The following is a 17,172-nucleotide window of genomic DNA, read 5'->3' as shown; positions in this document are numbered from 1 at the left end:
TAGATTTCTACTAGTGAAGAAACAGTGCAAATCTACCATTGAACCAAACAGCACTGGATACTATCGTCTGCTTGTATGAGGAGATTGTGCACCATGAAATTCACTCAATGGCTTGAAAACCATATCACATTGCATACCTATGACGACCCAAGAGCGGAACGGGAAAACTCAGTTACCCATGTAGTGGGAGTCGCCTTGGCCGTGGTTGCCTTTGTGGCAATTCTGCTGAAACTCCCCTCCATTGAGTCTGCTTCGCTGAAGGTGGGCATGGTCATCTGGGCCCTCACCATGATCATGCTCTACGGGGCGTCGGCTCTCTATCACAGCCTGCCTTACGGCAATGCCAAGCGCATCTGCCGGATTCTCGATCACAGCAACATCTATTTCCTGATCGCCGGAACCTACACACCCTTGATGCTCTCAATCGGTACGGGAACTGCTCATATGCTTGTCGGTATCGTGTGGGCGATCGCCCTGCTGGGAATCATCTTCACCCTTGTTTTCTGGGGGAAACTGAAGGCCTTGCATGTTCTGCTCTACCTGGCGATGGGATGGCTGATCGTCTTCTTCTGGAAGGACATCGTTCCCTTCCTGCCTGAAGGACTTCTTGGCTGGGTGATTGCTGCAGGACTGACCTACAGCATCGGGGTCATCTTCTATGCAAGCAAGCGCATCCCCCACTATCATGCCATTTGGCATCTGTTCTGCATCGGAGGAAGCGCACTCTTCTTTTTCGGCTACATGATTACTCTCTTGTAAGAAGCATATCCAGATTTTGTTGCAGGACACTCTCACTCACATAGCCCAAATACCCGTTTGCCAAGGTCCCGTCGGCGTTGATGAACACCGTGGTGGGAAGGCTGGTTGTCTGGAAAATGTAGGCAAACAGGCCTTCGTCGTAGTAGACCGGACCGGTGAACGGGAAATCGCGGATGAAGGCTTTCACCGTCTCCAAGGTTTCACGCTGGCCGTCCAGAGCATCGAGGAAGATGAAACTGATCTGGTCCTTATAGGTATCATAGGCTTTCTGGAAATGGGGAAGCTCCTGCTTGCAGGGAGGACACCATGAGGCGAAGTAGTTGATGACAGCGGGTTTGCCCAGCCTGACATCCTCAAAACTCGTCTCGCTGCCATCGAGATTGAAAAGAGGAATGTTCGGCATTCTGGGGGCGCCCTCTTCAAGCTCCTCCTCGACGGCGGGGACTGCAGGCTCGGGCTCTGATGCCTCCTGCACTGCAGCGGGTTCGATGCTGGTTTGCACCTGCTTCTTCGCTTCCGTTTGAGGAAGAGCCTCAATCTGAGGAACAAAGGAAACAGCAGGAGTGCTGTCGCGAAGGGCATTATAGGCTACAGTGGCAACAACAATCAGGACAACAAACGAGAGAACCAATATGATGAGATTTCGAGATTTCTTTTGCATGGGGAACTCCTACAGGAAAAGTGCAGCCGGATTGAATCCGAGGGTCAGGGCAACGCCGAAGACCAACAAGAACAGGCCGCTGATGATGGTGATGAGCTTTGAGTGCTTCTTGATTGTCGTAAACACCCCTTGTACCTGATCGAGCAGCAAGGCTGAAAAGAGGAACGGGATGGCCAGTCCCATCGCGTAAAAGAAAAGGGTGAGCATGCCCTTATGCACCAGCTCGGCATTGGCAGCCATCATGAGCGCCGAGCCTAAAAGCGGACCGACGCAGGGCGTCCAGCCGATTGCAAACACCAAACCAAACAACATCGATTTGGGAATGTTCATGTTCTTCAGGCTCTTCATCTGGAACTTGTGGTTGTCGTTGAGAGCCGGTATGAGAACGAAGCCCAGGTTGTTGAGGGCGAAAAGAATGACCAGCACCCCTCCGATGCGGTTCAGAAGGGCTAAATTCGCGCTCAAGTACTTTCCTATTGAGGTTGAAGCGGCACCGAGAACGACGAACAGTATGGTAAAACCGATGACAAAGGCGATGCTGTTTTTCAACAACACATTCCTCTGCTCATCCTTCTGGGCCACCCCGCCTGCCAGATACGAAAAGTAGAGCGGCAGGATGGGAAGAATGCAGGGACTGATGAAACTGATGATTCCTTCCAGGAAGGCGGTGAAATATGCCATGGCTGAGCATAGCATAGGTCAAAAAGGTTCACAAGAGGCCTAAAACTTGGTACAGTCAGTCCATGGCCAAACACAAGGGTAAACAGCAAGGCGGCGACGCGTTCGAGTCCTACTATGCACAAATCTATCAAGGGCGGTGGATTGCCCTGAAAGAGGCATTGCTGGTCGACCGTAAACCGGTTGCCTTCAGCGATGCATTGAAACAGACGTACTACCTGGATGAGGCCTCCATTATTGCAGCGAAACTCTTGGGTGTGCAGGAGGGCGATTGTGTACTAGACATGTGTGCAGCCCCCGGAGGTAAATCGCTGGTCCTTGCATCCTCTTTGAAAACAAGCGGGACGCTGGTTGCCAATGACCGTTCGGCTACACGCAGGGGTCGCTTGAAGCTGGTGTTGAAGGGCCATCTTTGCGATGATGTGTACAGCCGCATTACCGTTACCGGCCACGATGCAACGCGTTGGTCGCTGTACGAGCAGAATACGTACGACCGCATCCTGCTCGATGCTCCCTGTTCCAGCGAAAGGCACGTCCTTTCCGACCCGAAGGCTTTAGCCGTCTGGACGGCAGCAAGGCCGAAGCATTTAGCCATCCAGCAGTTTGCCATGCTCGCTTCCGCCTTGGAGGCTGCGAAGGTAGGCGGATGCATCCTCTATAGTACCTGTTCCATCAATCCCATGGAGAATGAGATGGTCATCGACAAGCTCTTCGACAAACGTGATGGTCGCTTTGTCATCGAACCTGTTGCAGATCCCTTCAGTGAAAGCCGCCGTCACGGCTCCATCATCCTGCCCGATACTGCTTCGGGACGGGGCCCTCTCTATTTTTGTCTGATCAGGAGGACAGCATGAGCTGTGTCGCCATTGTACATTGTGAAAGCTATGACCAAGCATTGGTCGATGCCGCCGTCGAGGAAGCGTGCCTGCTTGGAGGCATGCCCGAAGTAACGGGCAAGAGCATCCTGCTCAAGCCCAACATCCTCTCCGATGCCAAGGAAGACCGATGCATAACCACCCATTCACAGGTGGTGCGCTCGGTGGTCAGGCTGCTCAAGGGCAAGGGCGCAAAGCGGATTCTCATAGGAGACTCTCCAGGCCTGCAAAAACCCTCTTTCCTCCCCAAGGCAAGCGGTATTCATCGCGTATGCTTGGAAGAGGGTGTCGACTGGGTTGATTTTACCAAGCAACCGACTCTGACGACCATCCCTTATACGCGGGGCAAAAAACTTCCTCTGGCCTCCATCCTGGGTGAAGTGGATATGGTGTTTTCCCTTCCAAAGTTCAAGACCCATCAGCTCATGTATACCACAGGAGCTGTGAAGAATCTCTTCGGTCTGGTTCCCAACCTCTACAAGAGCCCTTGTCATGTCCAATTTCCCAGCCGTGAACAGTTTGCATCCTTGATGGTGGGAATAGCCGCAGTAGTGAAACCTTCCTTCAGCCTGATGGACGGCATCATAGGGATGGAAGGTCCGGGACCTGCCAACGGAAGGCCCAGACATATGGGTCTGCTGCTTGCAAGCTGCGACGCCCTCGCCCTCGATTATGCGCAGGCGCAGATCATGGGATACGAGCCCAAGAGCATCCCCATCATCGCCGAAGGTTTGAGGAGGAGCTTGGGGTCCGCCCCCACCCTGTACCCCAAGCTGAATGCCGGGGACCTGGTCCAACACGATTTCTTGCGCATCGAGATGCAAAAGCAGACCCGGTTTTTCCACTCCCTGATCATCCCCTTTGTGCTGAGCAGATACATCCGCTGGAAGGTCAAGAGAGAGCGCAAAGCCCCCGTCTTTCTTTCCGATCCTTGCATCCTGTGCCGTAAATGCATCGATATTTGCCCGGCAAATGCCTTGACGATGCAACATAAACGCATCATCATCGACCCAAGCGTCTGTATCCGTTGTTACTGCTGCCACGAAGTCTGTCCGGCTTCGGCCATCGCTGTCGATGAAGAAATAAACTCCTAAAGGATTGCCATATGGAACCATACACATTGTTTGTCACCATCCTGCTCTCCCTGCTGCCCATCAGTGAGCTCCGCGGAGCGATTCCCTATGCCTATTTCAATGGCGTATCCTTGTTTATCGCCGCCCCGCTTTGCATTCTCGTCAATGCAATGGTGGCTCCGATCGCCTATACTTTCCTGGCCACCTTCCATACGATTTTTCATGCACATTGGCACTGGTATGCTTCCTTTTTCGATCGCTTTGTCGCCAGGGCCCAACAGAGGGTGAGCCCGAAAGTGGATAAGTACGGCTATTGGGGGATTTTGCTTTTTGTGGCGGTCCCTCTTCCGATAACCGGGGCGTGGACCGGGACCTTGGGATCCTGGATTTTAGGTCTTGACAAGCGAAAGACCATGATGGCAGTATTCGGCGGAGTCATCGTCTCCGGTCTGATTGTCACCTCACTGGTAGCCCTTGGGGTAGGAATCGATTCGGTGTTCATCAAACGAATCTGAGGTAGCATGTATTTCGATTTAGCCAAGGAACTCAATACCCAGCAGTGCACAGCTGCTGCAACCCTTCACGGCCCGCTGCTTGTCATTGCAGGAGCCGGGAGCGGAAAAACCCGTATGCTCACCTATCGCATCGCCAATATGCTGCAAAACGGCATTGCCGAAGAGTCGATTCTCGCCCTGACGTTCACCAACAAGGCGGCCAAGGAGATGGGAGAGCGCATACGAAGCCTCACAAATCTTCCACTGAAGAAATTGACAACCACCACCTTTCACTCCTTTGGGATGGGGGTATTGAAACAGTACATCCAGCATCTCGGGTTCAAGAACAACTTCACCATCTACGATACGAACGACCGCATGGCCTTGATCAAGGAGGTGATCCAGAATCTCGACTATGTGGTTGAAACCTTCGACCTCTATGAACTTTCCACGCTCTTCAGCGATATCAAGACCAAGCGTAAAGTATTCGGAGCTAATGCATCGGACAAGATCCGCAATCTCTACAATGAATACGAGAAGCATCTGAAAGCATATAATGCCGTGGACTTCGATGACCTGATCATGAAACCGCTTGACCTGTTTGAAAAGAAACCCGAGGTTCTCCAGGCGTTGCGAAAGCGTTATACCCATATCCTTGTAGATGAGTTTCAGGACACCTCCCTCTCCCAATATCGTATGGTGGAGCTCTTGGCCCAAGAGAGCCGCAACCTGTGTGTCGTCGGCGACGACGATCAGAGCATCTACAGCTGGCGGGGTGCGAACTACGAAAACCTGGTGATGTTCGAGCGTGATTTCCCCGAACGTCTGGAAGTCAAGCTCGAACGGAACTACCGTTCCACCGGCACCATTTTGGAAGCGGCGAACTCGTTGATCGTCAACAACCAGATACGCAAGGAAAAGAAGCTTTGGACAGACAGCGGCAAGGGATCCTCGATTCGCCTGATTCATCCTGCGAACGATGATGATGAGGCAGCCGTTATTGCCGATGAAATACTGATGACGCACAAAAAGGAGGACCGTCCCTTCTCCGATTTCGGTGTATTGGTGAGAACCAACAGCCTCATCGATACCTTGGAGACCAAGTTCACCGAGCGGGGGATTCCTTCGCAGGTGACCGGCGGCCAGAGCTTTTTCGACCGGAAGGAGATTCGTGACATCATCAGCTATCTGAAGGTCATCGCCAATCAGGACGATGATATCAATCTGCTTAGAGTCATCAACACTCCAAGGCGCGGCATCGGGCGTACTACCCTTGAGAAAATGCGCAAGGTAGCAGACGAGCACAAGTGCTCGCTTTTCAGCGCCCTGACCTTGATGTCGGTTGCCACCGATGGACAGATCAAGGAAGGAATGCAAAAGACCCTCAAGCGCTTCGCCGATATGATAGAAAACTACCATCACCAACTCTTCGAAACACGGACGCAACGAAATATGGTGCTGCGCACCTTGATCGGTGAGATCGGGTACAAGGCGTATCTGGAGGCCGAACATCCTGATAATGAGAACGTGGTCGCCTTTAAGATGAAGGGCATCTCCATGCTTTGTGATATGCTTGGGCGCTGGGAACGTAATCCGGAGAATTCCAAGGCATCGATTTTCGACTATTTGAATCGTATCAGCCTTGCAGGCAAGGAGAACGTCGATGAGGAACGTGCAGGCAAGATAGCCCTCATGACCATCCATGCTTCAAAAGGGCTGGAGTTTGATACTGTCTATCTTGCAGGAGTGGAAGACCAATATATTCCTCATGCGAGGGCGATCGAGGACAATCCTGCCAACATCGATGAGGAGCGAAGGCTCTTCTATGTGGCGATCACGCGTGCCCGAAGGTCGCTGATCATCAGCAGCTGTGAAAAACGCAAGAGAGGGCACGATGAGGTGGCCAGCCTACCCTCGCGTTTCCTGGAAGAGATTCCCAAGGCGCTGTTTGACGAGGAGGACCCGGCCAAGCAGCTATCCAGCGAGCAGGTGGTCGATAAACTCAGGCTCCTGAGGGAACGACTTGCTGCCAGAAACAACGTTTAGTTCGGGTTTGTGATTGTCACCGTGATGGTGCTTTGATATGTACCGCTCACTTTATTGGCAACCTCCGACTCTACGATGCCGCCAATTTTCAGACTCTTGGTATTCATTCCTGGGTTCAAGCTCCCCCAGGGCAGCGCAACACCTTCCGTAATCGGAGCATCATCGATAAAAAGCAGATACCCGATCGGAGAACTCGTGCCCACACTTGGTTTGAGGAGAAAACCCGGGCTGACATCGCCATCGGTGAAGGTTAGCAATTGGCTGTACGTCTGTCCTACCACACCGTTGATAACTTCCAGTCGTGCTTGGTTGATGGTTGCTTTATTGACACCATATGCGGTCGCAAGTTCGAAGTTCACCGTGTTTGCCAAGAATGAAAACGAGAATGTCGGAACCAAAGGGGCATCACCGTAGAAAAAACCATCGCCATCGGGGGATGTCAGACTTCCTGCATCCAGAATCGGGGTTATATTGGGTCCTGACTGCCCTTCGGTGACAACATACGAGCCGGATGAGTTAATGGTTTCACCATTGCCTGGGGCATAGTCGCCTACACCTGTATTCGGATCATCGGCAACGGCCAAACTGAATATCGGATTGAAGCTGGTCGTAAAGGTATAAGGAGTGTCCAGCCGATAGAACTGACCGTTTGAATTCAAACTTGCTGAGCTGTTTGGGTTGAGGCTGTTGGTGTTGACAAGATAAAGATCCACAAACAAAGGGTTGGCAGTGATGGTTATCGGATCCCAGCTGATTATCGGCCATCGACCACCGAAGATGGTCTGCAATAACGGCGTTCCACCCAGTCCATAAGGGTAGGCTACGCTGATCACCTTGAAATTCAAATCCGTCTTGGTATAATACGCTCCGCCCGCCCAGTTCTTGTACAAACCGGTCAACTGGATATTCTCTGCAACTTCACCGGTGTTGACGAAAGCAGGGGTGTATATTTTGTTGTTCGGTGATGTGATTGCAAACCGACCGAGCCTCGCCCCGATTACAGTTGGATGGGTAAAGACACCCGGTGATATTTCAAGATAGATCGGAGATTGCGGGGTATAGGATGCAGTAATGATGGGATCCGCCATAAGAAAAGCGGAGATCAGCATGAGACTCAAGGTAAGGATGCCACGACGCACATGATATGTCATACGTTTTAATTCCTTCTCGAGAAGATACGGTAAAAGAATTCTTTCACCATCCCTTCATTGGTCAAACTATTATACACTAGCATACCATTGTATGTCCAACCCCCAGTATCAATCAAATTACAGCGAAATATTTACATTCTGTTCCTCATCGACATAATGCACTTGACAGAATTGTTGTGTCATAACTAGACTTTATCTATGAGAAGAAATCGATATACAGTATTTCTCCTCGTGTTACACTGCATACTGAATGTACAACTTTTTGCGGCTATTTTCTCCGATTATGTTCAACAATCCCCTCTCCAGTTTGCCTATGGGAACCTTGACGATTTCATCGGATGGACAACTTTTTGATCCTGCATTGGTTGATATGCAGATAGAAACCAATCTGACCATTGAAGGATATGTACGACCAAATTCCACATCCATCCAATACAATACCCAGATACCGGTTTATATCCGGGCAGTGAGTGTGGCAAAGAACAAAGTCATTAAAAGTGCCATCATTGTAGGGAACCATCTCACCCTTGGGAAAAACCCTGGAAATGTTCTTGGAGGAACGGACAACCTGTATGTGTATCTGATATTGGTGAATGAGCCGACGATAGCGAACTATTTCGTTCCTGGAACGGTGTACAGATTGACAGATAGCAGCAATGTAGGAACATTCGAACTTGAAGCAACCGACAGCGGTGGAAATACACCTCCGGCAGATATCCCCATCTCTGTAAATGGGGATCCTCCGGCACCGGACGCTCCGTTCATCGGCAGTGGAGCAGGAGACACACCCGATATTCCCTATGAAGGAGATTTCGATTTCAACCACTATTTTGACTTCTCCATTGTGACGAATCCTGCTTCATTCATCCTCGGCGATGCACTTGCTGGAATCCGCCCAACCATTGCAACACTGCAACTGCAAGTATTTAACGCCCAGATCAATGAGGAGTACGGCGTCCAGATTGATTTCAGCAGCAGGAATCCCTTAGGATTCACCCTTCATTTGGACGGGGATCTATCCAAACATGGAATCCCCTACCGAATGTTTCTAGGCAATGATGAAATCTATAACAACGAACTGAACATATGGAGGGACCTGCTCACTCAATCAAGCAATGTTGCAAGTGCCCAAAAGAATGTTACAGTATTGATATCAGCAGTGGACATGGTCGATGCTGCTCCTGAAGGAGTTTATCAGGATACGGTAACGGTAATCATCATTCCCCTCGATACACTGTAATTGGCATGAGGGACATCCATTCGAATGTCGTTCTGCAACGTATGCAATCACGCTTTCTGAATTATATTGTAAATATTTATTATATATTTATGACATATTTTCAATATCATACTTATATATATCCAAATAGCACACTCCCAGAACCCAAGACATTGCTTCTTTACCTGCAGCTGGAAAATGGTTGAGCTCCGTTTTTACTTGTCATTTGTGCTGCTCTCACCCTGACGTCTTCCAATAAAGTTCATCATTCATGGTTCTGATATCCTATTTAACCTATATTAAGAAACATTATCACTAGACACCCTATCCTTTTTGTATAAATTTATTTAATTTCTTTTATTTACATTGCAAACATTTATGTATTTCTCTATTATCTATGAGCAATGAATTTAAAAAGAAATCTTATCATGTTTTCCTTAATATTCTTTCTCTGCACCTCATTATGGTCGGCGGTGGAAGCCACCTATGTTCCTGAACCGATGCTTCGGTTCTACCGCGGCAAGGGCCAAGGTCCATATTTCATGGAAGCTTCTCCCAATGATACGTCGGCCACGTACTTTGTCGCACACCTGGGAACCTTGACGTTCCACTCAACGGATGGGCAGCTGTTCGACCCAAGAATGATCAACATCTCCACCAATGTCAATTTTGTATTCTACGGGCCGATGGACAACGGACCGGAAAACTCGGTTTTTCGATTGGCAAGCGCCTATCGCAACAACAACAAAGAGGAATGGATGCGCCTCGACCATGGCGACAATGTAAACCCGTTGACCAATATTTCCGGCAATATCAATTCGACAACGTACGAAGTACGGATCTATCTGATCAGCGACCAAAGCGCAAACCGTTACATCTACAACGCAACCTATACGTGGGTTTCCGGCGATTTCGGTGGTTTCAACGTCCAAACGAAGAAGACAACCAATACAAACACCTATGATTTCATTCCCGTAAACGGGCAAGTCATCCCGGAGAACGGCGATCCCCCAGCGGCACCGGCGCCCTTCCTTGCTACGGGGACTGCTGTACCCGAGCCGCTTCCCTATGGTCCGCCTGTCTATCATACCAAGTATGACTTTTCCATTGTAAAAAAGCCTGATTTCATCCTCACTGATGCATACACGAACAATATTTCCATCGCAACGGCCAATTTGCAGTTGGTGGGCACGGACCCCGACAAGTATGACTACAAGGTACAGGTCAAGTTTACCGGGGCAAACGATACCCCGGACTATTTCCGCCTGCAACACAAGGATGCTTCTCCAGCCTTCGTATATTTCATCCCCTATTCCCTGGTATTCGGCGGCATTGCCATCCAACCATCGGTTTCCTATGACTGGTTGAATCTGGATAAAGTGAATATCAATTCCAAGGACATCAGCGTCCGAATCCCGACTGTCAGCCAGGCCATCGCCGAACGGGCGGTCGAAGGAACCTATGTCGATACCATTACGGTAACCATCACGCCACTGTAGGATTTTTTATCACTGAGCTACCACTCTTGCCTAACCATCAAGTCTTCTATAGCATTTGCGTATGGGAAAAATTCGGACACTTTTATTGGTATTTCTCTCAGCGATATCCTTTCAGCTGTCAGCTCAAATTACTGCGACCTGGGTACCCAAGGATTCGCTCTATTTTGAGCAGGGATTCAGTCCCTTGAATACTAATAAACTGGTGGCGCATATGGGTACGCTGACCATAAAGCCTGTGGGCAATCAGCTCTTTGATCCGAACATCCTCAATGTCAACCTTTCCACCAGTTTCCAGTTCACCGGCCCGATCACCTGGAGCAATGATTGGCAGACAGGTCTTCCAGTCTATGTGAATCAGGCGACATACTTCACGCTGTATGCAGTGTCCACCGTCAAAGGCGTCACTCAAGCCAACCCGCTGTGGCAAAGTGATGGATCGCAGCCGCTGCGCACAGAGAACGGCAATCTCAACGTTTCGACATTCACTGCCGAGTTCTATCTGGTAAGCGACCAGGATTGGTGGCGATATAAGAGCGGGGCTCAGTACACGCTGACTAGTGGAACCTTTGGAGGCTTTCAAGTAGCGGTAGCAAATAGCGGAAGCGGCTATTGGCCGGGAAATGAAACGCTTGTGCCGGTCAACAACAATGACCCGCAAGTGACAACTCCGCTTCTGTCCAGCGGAACGTCCGCCCCACCCCAGCCAGTCCCGTTCGGTCAGCCCTCTGCACCTGTCAGTTACCTGCTCTCCATATACGATAATCAGAGCTTCACCATATCCCAGGCATACGGGTCGAACGTGGCACGTGTGGCCCGCGCCCAATTGGTGATAACCAATGCAGCTGCCGACACCACCTACGGGGTGCATGTGGTGTTCAGCAACCGCTCCAACAGTCCTCACTTCAGTTTGCATCTGGATGGACTTTCCAATTTATATGCAATCCCCTATACCTTGCGGTTCAACGGTCAGGATGTAACGGGCGGATCGCCTATTGGTTGGACAGGGCTGGGCGAAGGAACTTTCACCAAGGATATTCAAGTGACACGAGTGGACAGCTTCAAGGCTGAGATGGCCCCTGCTGGCATCTATTCTGATACCATCACCGTCAATATCACCCCAATCGATACCATCTAGTCCCACTTGCACTCTTCTCTCCTTGCAAAACTCCCGTGAAAGTGTGTATTGTCAAGAATAAACGACCACAGAGGAGAGGATGGGCACTATGTTCGACATCGACTACGCAAAAACTCCGGTTACCGATTTCTATGGCATCAACTGCTTTACAGAAGTAGAGATGGGTAAATATCTCAGTGACCTTACCATCAGGGAACTGAAAGAGGTGCAGCGTGGACAACGCGAACTAACCAGCGAGCTGGCCGACTATGTTGCAAGTGCGATGAAACAATGGGCTCTTTCCAAGGGAGCCACCCATTTCTGTCACTGGTTTCAGCCCTTGACCGGTCTGACGGCGGAGAAACACGACTCCTTCATCAGCCCTACCAAGGGAGGGAAGGTTCTGCTTGAGTTCTCCGGCAAGGAGTTGATCAAAGGCGAAGGCGATGCCTCCTCCTTTCCCAACGGAGGCCTCAGGGCGACGTTTGAGGCACGGGGGTATACAGCATGGGATACGTCTTCGCCAGCCTTCCTCAAGGATGTGAACGGAGTCAAAACACTCTACATCCCCACCGCTTTCTTCTCTTACAACGGAGAAGCGCTGGATAAGAAGGTTCCCCTGCTACGCTCCAACCAAGCCCTTGAAAAACAGACGCTACGGGTTCTAAGGGCTTTGGGCAACACAAAAGCCAAACGCATCATCATCAATATCGGGCCTGAGCAGGAGTACTTCTTGGTGGATAAGAAGTTCTACGACCAGCGTCCCGATCTCAGGCTGTCGGGAAGGACTGTCATGGGAAACCTAGCCGCCAAAGGCCAGGAACTCAACGACCATTATTACGGCACAATCGGCGATCGTGTCACCGTCTTCATGAGCGAGCTCAACTACGAGCTTTGGAAGCTGGGCATCAGCAGCAAGACCCAGCACAAGGAAGCCGCTCCCAATCAATTTGAAATTGCGGTCGTCTACGATGCGGCAAACCTCTCAACCGACCACAACCAGCTTCTAATGGATGTGCTGCAGATGGTTGCCTTGCGTCACGGCATGGTAGCGCTGTTGCATGAAAAACCATTTTTAGGAGTCAATGGGTCGGGAAAACACGATAACTGGTCGCTCTCCACCGATGACAGCACCAACCTGCTTGCACCGGGCAATAATGTCGAGGACAACCTTCAGTTCCTCATTTTTCTTACCTCATTCATCAAGGCGATGGATGAATACGCCCCCCTGATCCGCTGCGGGGCTGCTACCGCCGGCAATGACCACCGACTGGGAGCCTCGGAGGCGCCGCCTGCCATCATCAGCATATATCTTGGAGACCAACTGACCTCAATTCTCGAAACCATAACCATGGAAGGCTGCTGTACTAAAAGCGACCGCCAGTTTGTCAAAATGGGAATGACCATGCTGCCCCAGCTGCCCAAGGATCTGACCGACCGCAATCGTACCAGTCCCATCGCATTTACGGGAAACAAGTTTGAATACCGCATGGTAGGTTCCTCACAATCAATGGCCGATCCCAACATCTATATCAACGCAGCCGTTGCTCAGGTTCTTGAAGAAGTCGCCCAAAGACTGGAGAAGGCACAGGATATTGAACTCGAATCACACAATATCATCCGCGATTTCTATCAGGGCCATAAGCGGATTGTGTTCAACGGAAACGGTTACAGCAAGGAATGGAAGGAAGAAGCACTGCTCAGAGGCTTGCCCGATTACAAGGATACAGTCAGTGCCCTCCCGCAATTGGTAACCGAGAAGAGCATCGAGTTGTTTGAAAAGCAGAACATATTCACCAAATCCGAGATATCCTCCCGTTTGGAAATCAATCTGCAGACGTACAGCAAACAAATCAATGTGGAAGCTTCCATTATGGTTGAGATGTGCAGAAAGCATGTCATTCCATCGGTTATCCGCTACATCGGCAACCTCTGTGATGCAATTGCCAGGCAAGAATCGTTGGGCTTTGACGTAGCAATTCAGAGACAGACAATTTCCATCGTTCAGAATGCCTTGAACCAAGCGATTGAAGGCACAGAATTGCTGCATGTCTGCATTGCCAAGGCATTATCCTACAAGGATGAGGTACTCAAGCAGGCCCAGATCTACCGCGATGAAGTGGTCGCCCAAATGCAAACCCTTCGAAGTCACCTCGATCTCATGGAAACCTATACAGACAAGTCATATTGGCCGTTCCCTAGTTATGACGATTTGCTCTTCAGGCTATAGATTGGAATCCTTGACAAGCAAGCGATAGATTCGGCCCTGGAAGGGGCCGATTTGTATTGCATGCAGATCATCCATCCGTCCAGACCGAGCTTCAGTGCTGAAGATGAGTTCACATTGCATTGCACTGGTTTGCACCAACGGTACTGAGCAAATTTGGTTCTTATTGCTCATGTTCAAAAGAATCAAGCGTTGGTCGGATCCGATTTCCCGGCAATAGGCCAGAATATGCATGCAAGAGGTATCGATAAAGGTGCATAACCCGTTCCTCAACACTTCATCTTCCTTACGCAACGAAAGCAGTCGGCGATAGAAATGAAGCATCGAATCCTGTTCCAGTTCTTGGTTCTCCACTGAATACCGGTTTGCCGCTTTCGCACTTGCAAGCCAGCTCTCACCGGTGGTAAAACCATTCCCCTCTCCGGTACTCCATACCATGGGACCACGCTCGGGGTCCCTGCCTGGATGGAACGGCCAATACCTCTTGCCCAGCGGATCATGCATGGCAGCTCGTGATATCTTGGAATTCGGTAAGCCCAACTCTTCTCCGTAATACAAGAAAATTGCACCGCGTTGGGTCAAGAGGAACAGAGCGGCTAAGCGTGCTTTTTCTTCATTGCCGTGCAATCGGCTTACTATTCTTGGAATATCATGATTATTTAATACCCATGTCGGAACCCTATGTTTTCCCACAGCTTCATACCAACGCTTTGCAACCTTTTTCCACTTCACTGCAGAAAACCGAGTATAGGCCAGGGAGAAGTCAAAACATAGATGCAGTTCATCCTGGAACCTACCCAGATAGGAAGCGGCAAGTTCAGGCTCACCTGGAAGCTCAACCATGATTTCACCGACCAGCATACGTTGGTCATACCCATCAATGAGTTTACGCAACATTTTCAACTTTTGGTGTGATTCAGGCCTGTTCCGATCGAATATATGGCGTTGCATATCGTAGGGACGGGGACGCGAACCGATAATCTTTGGATTATTTCGCAATGCCTCATCCTTGACTATGCAATTGATGACATCCAGCCGAAACCCATCGATTCCCTTGTCCAACCAAAAGGCAAGCTGATTAAAAATCGCTTCAACCGTCTTGGAACTCCTCCAATTGAGGTCGGGCTGATCAGGAAGAAATGAGTGCAAGTAATATTGCTTGCGTGTTGAATCATACGTCCAGGCTCTTCCCCCGAAAGCAGCATGCCAATTGTTCGGTATCGTATCAGACCAAATATAAAAATCAGCTTTCTCACTCTGTCGCGACAACCGGCTTTCAGCAAACCAAGGATGCTCGAGGGAAGTATGATTGAGAACCATATCAAATATTACACGAATGTTCCTCTTGTGTGCTTCCGAGATAAGTCTCTCAACATCAGCCATAGTACCAAAGACTGGATCGATGCTGCAGTAATCGGAAATGTCGTAGCCGAAATCAGCCATGGGAGAGAGAAAAATCGGACTGAGCCAGATTGCATCAATCAATAGTGTCTGCAGGTAATCCAAACGCTGGATGATACCTGGAATATCCCCTATTCCATCACCGTTGCTATCCTGAAAACTCCTTGGATAGATTTGGTAGACAACACAATCCTGCCACCAGTTCTCTGCCATGCTCAACCTCGCTGTCTGTCAGTATACCGCAGGTTCTTGTAGAGAACAAAAGTTATTTCATACAATGAGAACCATCAGCATATATCAAATTCATAATTTAATTGATATGTTCTAATTGATTTTTATGTAATATAGTCTTTATTTGACTATCATAATTGTTATATCCAATATTACAATATCGTATTACAATATTTATTACATATAATTTTTATATTATTACTATTCGTATTCCTCAAAATTGTTAGACATGGATAAAATCTCCATCTTGTGTATTTATTGTATCGTTTTTTATGTATTATCGTTTAGCAACAATACTTTTATAGTATGTATTATACGTTTCATACAAATTATTTTTATATAATATTGATACTTTTTCTATAATTAACTGTATTAATACTATTCTAAATGCATAAATATGAACTATTCAAAATATATTGAATATAACTAATTTTTGTATTCATTGCATCAGAATATGAAACATTTACTCTTGCGCATGTTTTTTAGAGAATTCTTTCAAAGAGAACCGTATACCTGCAGCCCACCCCAATCCCATGCTGGCAAACAATTCTTCCAACTCCCGCTTGAAGGACGGTTCAATGGAAAACGTAGTAAGAACCTTGTTTTCCTTTTTCGGAGTCCTCGTTTCTTGCGAGAATAGTTGTTTTGCTTTTTGTCCGCTGATGCTGTTTTCTGGGACTACTTCGTTCTCTGCTTCCGGGTTTCTCTTCAGTGCTATACCTATCTCCAAATCTCTTTATTAAGTGTCTTAATCGAATCAATGGTGCTCTCTTTCAATCCTTTGCCTCGTACCTTGAACAGTTGAGGTGCACAACCTGCTTCTTGTGCTTTACGAAACAATGGATCAACAGGAATCTTATATACGGTGAAAACCCCTTCACAGGCGGCCGTGTATATATCTCTATGTTGTTTGATCCTATTGTCAAAGGAGTTGATGATAATCTTTGTATGTCTGACTGGTGAACGTAAGTTTTTTCTCAACTTATTCAGTTCATCAATGAAAATCTCCAAACCATCCAGACTGAAGACTTCAGGAGTCATAGGTGTAATCACCTCATCGCTGGATATGAGAGCAGCACGTTCCAAACGACCTAAACCTGGAGATAGGTCAAGAATGATTCGATCATATGTGTCAGATACTTCCTTGATCAAATCCTGGAGAACATATGGCTCCTCTGCCAACTTGGTTTCAGAGTAGAGCTTGAGCGTTCCTCCAATTCCGAAGGTAGGAAGAACAAAAAGATTTGGTATTTGTGGAATCGGGACAATTGCATCCTGGATAAAGCACTTGCCTTGGACAACATCCGCCAACTCATAGGTTGGAGCTGCATTGAGAAACCATGACGAAGCATTACCTTGTGGGTCGACATCAACCAACAACGTACGATACCCATCCAATGCGGATTGGCATGCTAACGTCCCAGAGATGGTAGTTTTTCCCACACCACCTTTCTGAAGGTGGAAAGATATTGTCTTTGCCATGAATTACCCTTACCATCTAGTATATACCGACTTATTTCATCGTACAAGTATTATTCTGAATCTTGTAACTATAGCTGCATAATACTATATAAATACTATATTATCACTAATATTCAATACAAATATTATTTTATTACATATCTTTTATATTCTATAATTATATTGTTTTTGTATTTATTTAATACATTTATAAATATATTTTGTATATTGTGAAACATGTTTACGTTAATGCCTGAACAAGAGGAAATACATTATGATTGCT

General features: G+C 48.4%; 14 protein-coding genes. 9 read left to right on the top strand and 5 right to left on the bottom strand.

The annotated features are described in order from the left end of the window. The first annotated feature begins 93 nt into the window (after nucleotides 1-93). Nucleotides 94-759: a PAQR family membrane homeostasis protein TrhA gene (gene trhA / locus MUG09_RS06655; protein WP_244774755.1), complete on the top strand. Its 666-nt coding sequence runs from the start codon at nucleotides 94-96 to the stop codon at nucleotides 757-759. Here trhA and MUG09_RS06650 read toward each other — a convergent pair. Beyond that, complete coding sequence (locus tag MUG09_RS06650) at nucleotides 746-1,420, bottom strand: TlpA family protein disulfide reductase (RefSeq protein ID WP_244774753.1); 675 nt, start codon at nucleotides 1,418-1,420, stop codon at nucleotides 746-748. The genes trhA and MUG09_RS06650 overlap by 14 nt on opposite strands. Before the next feature lie 9 nt (nucleotides 1,421-1,429). Further along, the gene (locus MUG09_RS06645; protein ID WP_244774751.1) at nucleotides 1,430-2,101 is read right to left on the bottom strand and encodes a cytochrome c biogenesis CcdA family protein; all 672 of its coding nucleotides are present in this window, start codon (nucleotides 2,099-2,101) and stop codon (nucleotides 1,430-1,432) included. A gap of 62 nt (nucleotides 2,102-2,163) precedes the next feature. Between MUG09_RS06645 and MUG09_RS06640 the strand changes: the two genes are divergently transcribed. Genes MUG09_RS06640 through MUG09_RS06625 form a run of 4 tightly spaced genes read left to right on the top strand, consistent with a single transcriptional unit; the run spans nucleotide 2,164 to nucleotide 6,586 of the window. Then, on the top strand, nucleotides 2,164-2,952 hold the full coding sequence (locus tag MUG09_RS06640; protein ID WP_244774749.1) for an RsmB/NOP family class I SAM-dependent RNA methyltransferase: 789 nt from the start codon (nucleotides 2,164-2,166) through the stop codon (nucleotides 2,950-2,952). Further along, nucleotides 2,949-4,067 carry a DUF362 domain-containing protein gene (locus MUG09_RS06635; RefSeq protein ID WP_244774747.1) on the top strand — a complete coding sequence of 373 codons (1,119 nt, stop codon included), beginning with the start codon at nucleotides 2,949-2,951 and terminating at the stop codon, nucleotides 4,065-4,067. The genes MUG09_RS06640 and MUG09_RS06635 overlap by 4 nt, the downstream gene beginning before the upstream one ends. Nucleotides 4,068-4,078: 11 nt before the next feature. After that, nucleotides 4,079-4,561 carry a COG2426 family protein gene (locus MUG09_RS06630; RefSeq protein ID WP_244774745.1) on the top strand — a complete coding sequence of 161 codons (483 nt, stop codon included), beginning with the start codon at nucleotides 4,079-4,081 and terminating at the stop codon, nucleotides 4,559-4,561. A gap of 6 nt (nucleotides 4,562-4,567) precedes the next feature. Then, the gene (locus MUG09_RS06625) at nucleotides 4,568-6,586 is read left to right on the top strand and encodes an ATP-dependent helicase (protein ID WP_244774743.1); all 2,019 of its coding nucleotides are present in this window, start codon (nucleotides 4,568-4,570) and stop codon (nucleotides 6,584-6,586) included. Here the strand turns inward: MUG09_RS06625 and MUG09_RS06620 are convergent. Then, nucleotides 6,583-7,737, bottom strand: a complete 1,155-nt coding sequence (locus tag MUG09_RS06620; protein ID WP_244774741.1) for a hypothetical protein — start codon at nucleotides 7,735-7,737, stop codon at nucleotides 6,583-6,585. The two genes, MUG09_RS06625 and MUG09_RS06620, sit on opposite strands and share 4 nt — an antisense overlap. 313 nt (nucleotides 7,738-8,050) lie before the next feature. Here MUG09_RS06620 and MUG09_RS06615 point away from each other — a divergent pair, with 313 nt between their 5' ends. The 4 genes from MUG09_RS06615 to MUG09_RS06600 all read left to right on the top strand — a co-directional run bounded on the left by MUG09_RS06615 (nucleotide 8,051) and on the right by MUG09_RS06600 (nucleotide 13,799). Further along, nucleotides 8,051-8,977, top strand: coding sequence for a hypothetical protein (locus MUG09_RS06615; protein WP_244774739.1), 927 nt, complete (start codon nucleotides 8,051-8,053; stop codon nucleotides 8,975-8,977). A 407-nt stretch (nucleotides 8,978-9,384) separates the two neighbouring features. Continuing rightward, on the top strand, nucleotides 9,385-10,455 hold the full coding sequence (locus tag MUG09_RS06610) for a hypothetical protein (RefSeq protein ID WP_244774737.1): 1,071 nt from the start codon (nucleotides 9,385-9,387) through the stop codon (nucleotides 10,453-10,455). Between the two features lie 61 nt (nucleotides 10,456-10,516). Continuing rightward, entirely contained in the window at nucleotides 10,517-11,590 is a 1,074-nt protein-coding gene (locus tag MUG09_RS06605; RefSeq protein ID WP_244774735.1) for a hypothetical protein, read from the top strand. 88 nt (nucleotides 11,591-11,678) lie between these two features. Continuing rightward, entirely contained in the window at nucleotides 11,679-13,799 is a 2,121-nt protein-coding gene (locus MUG09_RS06600; RefSeq protein ID WP_244775368.1) for a glutamine synthetase III family protein, read from the top strand. Here the strand turns inward: MUG09_RS06600 and MUG09_RS06595 are convergent. Together MUG09_RS06595 and MUG09_RS06590 are read right to left on the bottom strand one after the other, a co-directional pair. Next, nucleotides 13,794-15,410, bottom strand: coding sequence for an alpha-amylase family glycosyl hydrolase (locus MUG09_RS06595; RefSeq protein WP_244774733.1), 1,617 nt, complete (start codon nucleotides 15,408-15,410; stop codon nucleotides 13,794-13,796). The two genes, MUG09_RS06600 and MUG09_RS06595, sit on opposite strands and share 6 nt — an antisense overlap. 738 nt (nucleotides 15,411-16,148) lie before the next feature. After that, nucleotides 16,149-16,910: a ParA family protein gene (locus MUG09_RS06590; protein WP_244774732.1), complete on the bottom strand. Its 762-nt coding sequence runs from the start codon at nucleotides 16,908-16,910 to the stop codon at nucleotides 16,149-16,151. Nucleotides 16,911-17,172: the final 262 nt, after the last annotated feature.

Source organism: Sphaerochaeta associata (assembly GCF_022869165.1).
Taxonomy (GTDB): domain Bacteria; phylum Spirochaetota; class Spirochaetia; order Sphaerochaetales; family Sphaerochaetaceae; genus Sphaerochaeta; species Sphaerochaeta associata.
Note: the sequence above shows the minus strand (reverse complement) of the source record. Positions and strands in the feature narration are given on the sequence as shown.